Annotated in this window: 4 protein-coding genes; 1 reads left to right on the forward strand and 3 read right to left on the reverse strand. The window is 67.0% G+C overall.

All coding sequences use genetic code 11. From position 1 onward, the window contains the following. Positions 1-3: 3 nt before the first annotated feature. Positions 4-858, reverse strand: a complete 855-nt coding sequence (locus tag NC7_RS02590) for a hypothetical protein (protein ID WP_067978236.1) — start codon at positions 856-858, stop codon at positions 4-6. 138 nt (positions 859-996) lie between these two features. After that, on the reverse strand, positions 997-2,673 hold the full coding sequence (locus NC7_RS02595; RefSeq protein WP_067978238.1) for a cutinase family protein: 1,677 nt from the start codon (positions 2,671-2,673) through the stop codon (positions 997-999). Between the two features lie 244 nt (positions 2,674-2,917). Here NC7_RS02595 and NC7_RS02600 point away from each other — a divergent pair, with 244 nt between their 5' ends. Beyond that, positions 2,918-3,625 carry a VTT domain-containing protein gene (locus NC7_RS02600; protein ID WP_067978239.1) on the forward strand — a complete coding sequence of 236 codons (708 nt, stop codon included), beginning with the start codon at positions 2,918-2,920 and terminating at the stop codon, positions 3,623-3,625. A 43-nt stretch (positions 3,626-3,668) separates the two neighbouring features. On the opposite strand, the gene NC7_RS02605 is transcribed toward NC7_RS02600, so the two are convergent. Further along, positions 3,669-4,466 carry an alpha/beta fold hydrolase gene (locus NC7_RS02605; protein WP_067978556.1) on the reverse strand — a complete coding sequence of 266 codons (798 nt, stop codon included), beginning with the start codon at positions 4,464-4,466 and terminating at the stop codon, positions 3,669-3,671. Positions 4,467-4,611: the final 145 nt, after the last annotated feature.

A 4,611-nucleotide genomic window follows, 5' to 3' on the forward strand; every position in this document is an offset into this window, starting at 1 on the left:
CGGTCAGGCTCTGATCGTCTCGGCTTCGCGTGGGTCGGCGGCTTCGATCGGTTCCTGTGCGAACGGCTGAGTATCGGCCGCCTGCTGGACCTGCGGTGCCTCCTGCGTGGGCGCGGTGTCGGCGGGTTGCGGCTGCTGGGTTGGGGCGGGCTGAGGTTCCTCCGGTGCGGTCACCTCGGACTCCTCTGCCGCCGAGACGGTTTCGGTGACCGGGCGGGCAGGTGCCGGAACCGGCTCGGCCCCCGCTGTTTTCGAGGCGATCTCGATCCCCAACTCGATCCGCGTGGTCTCCACCAGCGCCCGCTCCTGCTCGGCCGCATGACGCATCGCCTTCTGCCACAGCGACGCCATCTCCTCGAGCTCCTCCACCGTCGCCTCCACATCGATGTGCAGCTTCAGGCGCTGCATGGTGATGTGCTGGGCGACGGTGAGCGTGCGCAACAGGTCTTCACATTTGTTGGGGATGCGGCGATGCGCCACCACCCGCAACCGGGTGAGCATGCCGCTCGGGCCACCCCAGATCAGCTTGTGGATTTGCGCGCCCGCGTTGTCGATCTCCTCGACGGTGAGCAGTTCCCAATCGCCGCAGCTGGCCAGATCGGCGCGCACCGACGCCGAGGTCTCCAGAATCGAGGCGACCCCGGCGAGCACGGCTTCGCGCCGCCACGACTCGTGATCGCGCTGGTCACCGACCATGTTCGACAGCTCGACATGGCGCTGCGCGGCGTCGAGCGCCTGCCTGCCACGCTCGTCGGCGGCCGCGATCGCATCGCGGTGGGTTCGGTTGTTGGCGAACACGCCGACCAGAACTGCGCCGGCGACGGGGAGCGAGCCGAGGAGGGGGAGCCACTGAGTCACCCGCCGATCATTGCACCGAGGCCCGTCACAGTCATCATGATCGGCGCGTCGGACCTCGATGTCGGTGCGTCCTCGGCCCGAGCGGACACGAAAAACCCGGTGCGACACGAGGTCACACCGGGCATTTTCGGTAGGCGATCAGTTCGTCGCGGTCACCGTCGGCTCGACAGTGGTCGTCGGCGCGACCGTCGTCGGGGCCACCGTGGTGCTCGACGCGGGCGCCGGGGTGGTGGTCTCCGGGGCGGCGGCCTGGTTGGTCGCCGGTTCCTCGGTGGTGCTCGGCGGGACCGTCGTGGTGGACGTGGCATCGGTCGTGGTCGACGGCGCGACGGTGGTCGTCGGCTTCGCCGTACTCGTCGCCGGTGCCTTCGACGTGCTCGAGGACGACGCGACGGCCCTGGAGGTGCTCGGTGGCGCCGAGGTGGTCGTGGTCGCGGGCTTGGTCGGCGCGGCGAGCGCGGCCGTCACATCGGCGTCCTCCGGTGCCGACTTCGCGTCGACCGTTTCGCCCGCCTGCGCCTGCTTGGCCAGGTGCGTCAGCCAGGCGGCCGCGTACTCCGCCGAGGTCAACGGCTTACCGTTGGCCGCATCGGAATCCCGCCAGTAGTCGAAGTGGTGACCGGTGCCGTTCGGGCCGAGGGTGAGCTGGTACGGATCGCTCAGCGCCACCGGAATGGTGTTCTGGTTCGTCACGATCAGCCCGACGATCTCGTTGAACACCTTCTGCGGCAGGTACGCCAGTGGCGAGACCTTCTCGGCCGCGATCGTGTCCGCCTTCGCGGGCGCCTTCGACTCACCCGGCTTGTAATCCGGGTCCGACACCTTCAGCAGCACATCGAGGAAGGTCTCGTCGCTGGCCATCCAATTCGGGTTGGCGGCGATATCGGAGAAGGCGGCCATCGCGATCCGACCGAGGGTGAACGCCATGTCCTGGCCCGTCGCCGGGGTGAGACCGTCGCGCTGCAGATCGTCGACATTGATCTGCCTGCCCACATTGGCGGCCAATTGCAGCAGCGAAATGTTCTCCGGCGCGGCACACGTCAGGTCGCCCTCGGAGCAGAACGAGGCGATCTTGCCGTTGAGTGCGCCGAAGTCGCCGCCCGTGGTGACGCCCTTGCCGGAGATCGGCTTCGTGCCGTCCTGGTACTTCTGGTCGAAACCGTCCGGGTTGGCGAACGGGTCCTCGGCGCCGATGAACGGGCCATCGCCCGCACCGCGACCGGCATCGGCGAACATCACCACGCCGAGCACGTCGTCGGGGTCGACCACTCCGTAGCCGTCCGCTGGGTCGTCGTTGCCGATGCCCTCGGCGACGCGGCGAACTACGTCGGCACCCTCGCTGTAGCCGACGATGGAGAACTTGGTGTCCGGGCAGGCCGCCGAGATCTCGCGCATCACCTGCTGGGTGTTGGCGACACCCGCGTTCACCGCGTCCTCGTAGGTCGACATGTCCGCCGGATAGGCGATGTACACCGCCGCGTACTGTCCTTCGGCCAGATCGTCACGTGGCGCGTTCACCACCGGATCCACCCACACGCTGCTGTGATCGCCCGACAACGCCGCGGGCAGCGGGTTGCCGTCGGCGTCGAGCAGCATGGCGGTGGTGCCCGCGACCGGGGTGTCGTTGCGCCCGGCCACCGAGATGGTCACCATCTCGCGGCACTCGGTCACCGACGTGGTGAGGGTGTATTCGGGGGAGGCGGGCTTCGATGTCACCGCGAACGACGCGGCGACGATGGCCGCGACCCCCAACGCCGCAGGCGCGGCAACAGCAGAAGCGATGCGATGTTTCGCGAGAAACGCACGCAGATTCATATGTTGATCCCGTTCGAACGACCTACAGGTGGGCAGGCCCCCCGACGGGCCGCATGTCACGAACCATGTCGCCCTCACCTGCAAGATCGTTACTGCGGCGTACGGAGCCGAATGCCCCTGATTCCGTGGTCATGTCGGCTCGCTATCGCCGAAGAGGCGATGGCACGGGCCGGGTGCTAGCGTCCGAATGGAACAATTGCGACGTGAACCGACCCCCGTTGACCCCCAGGTAGGCGCCAACCACATGACATCGCATCTCACGGCCGACACCGCGAATCTCGCGCTGCTCCCCGGCTTCCTCGACCCGGTGAATCTGCTCAACTCCTTCGGCACCTGGATGCTCGCCGGGCTGCTGCTGGTGGTGTTCATCGAGTCCGGGTTGCTGTTCCCGCTGCTGCCCGGCGATTCACTCCTGTTCACCGCCGGGTTGATCGCGGCGTCGAAGTCGACCGAGATCGAGCCGTTCGCGCCGATCTGGCTGCTGCTCGTGCTGATCCCCGTCGCCGCGATCCTCGGTGACCAGGTCGGGTATGTGATCGGTGCGCGCGGCGGCACCGCGTTGTTCAAGAGCAACGACGCCCGGTTCTTCAAGAAGCGCTACATCGACGAGTCGCATGCGTTCTTCGAAAAGCACGGGCCGATCACCATCGTCCTCGCCCGCTTCGTCCCGATCGTGCGGACCTTCGCTCCCGTCGTCGCCGGTGCGTCCGGGATGCGGTACCGGACGTTCCTCGTCTACAACGTGGTCGGCGGTGTCGCGTGGGGCGCTGGCGTCACCTACCTGGGATTCCTCCTCGGCCAGATCGCGTTCGTCCGTGACAACGTCGACCTCATCTTCCTGCTGATCGTCGCCGTCTCCGTGCTGCCCATCGTCGTCGAAGTGGTCAAGCGGATGCGCCGCAAGCCTTCGCCCGACGACGATTCCGACGCCACCGAGCGCATCAACTCCTGACCGGCCCGGCCGGGAAGCGCGTAGCTTCCCGGCCGACGCCGCGTCACTGTGCGAGTTCCCGCACCGAATCCGCGATCGCCCGGAAATCCTTCCGCAGAATCGCACCGTGATTGCTCGCCACCTTCGCTCCGAGCCGGATGTTCTCGTTGCGGGCGATCGCCGAATCCAACCCCTTCCGGATCTTCTCCTGCTCGTCCTGCTTGCTGCCGAACGAGGTTCCCGAAGCGACCACGTACCGCACCGGAACCGTGATCGCGTCAAGCACTGGACCCAGCTCACTCTCCCGCGACAGCTTCCCGAGCTCGATATTGCTCTCCGCCTGCTCGGCCGCCGACAACCGCGGCGTCAGCCCTGTCGGCCGCAGCAACGGCATCACCAGGTTCAACCGCCTGAACAACGTCCGAATCCGCTTCTCCATGGCGTCGTCGAGCCAGTCGTACGGAAAAGCGCCGTCCACCAACACCGCCCCGATGGTCCGCTCCGGATTCCGCCGCGCCCAATGCGCTCCGACCACCGCCCCGTAGGACCACCCGACCACCACGGCCCGCTCCACACCCCTGGCCGCGAGCACCGCATCCACATCCCGCACCGCGGCCTCGAACGAGTAATCCGCCGAAGTCCCCGACTTACGCCCCCGCCCCCGCTCGTCGAACGTGATGTGCCGGAACCCACCACCCAATTCCGCGATGGTCTTCTTCCAATAACCCTGCGTAGCGAACTGCCCGTTCAAATAGACCACCGGCACCCCGTCCCCACCGGTATCGGTCACCGCCAACGCTGTGTCCTCCACGGCAACCATGCCGCTCCACACACCGTTTCGAGTCGTTCCCTGAGCGGTCATCACCGTCCACCTTCCACTAGCCCTCGCCGTTACGAGAACCACTATCGGAAGCCGCGCTGATAGCGCCCTGACAGCTCACTGACACCACTGGACCCACGGTGTCACGGCGGTTCAGAAGGGCGGTGTCGCAGCGCTTTCCAGCTCC

It is taken from the genome of Nocardia caishijiensis NBRC 108228, from assembly GCF_001612825.1.
Lineage (GTDB): Bacteria > Actinomycetota > Actinomycetes > Mycobacteriales > Mycobacteriaceae > Nocardia > Nocardia caishijiensis.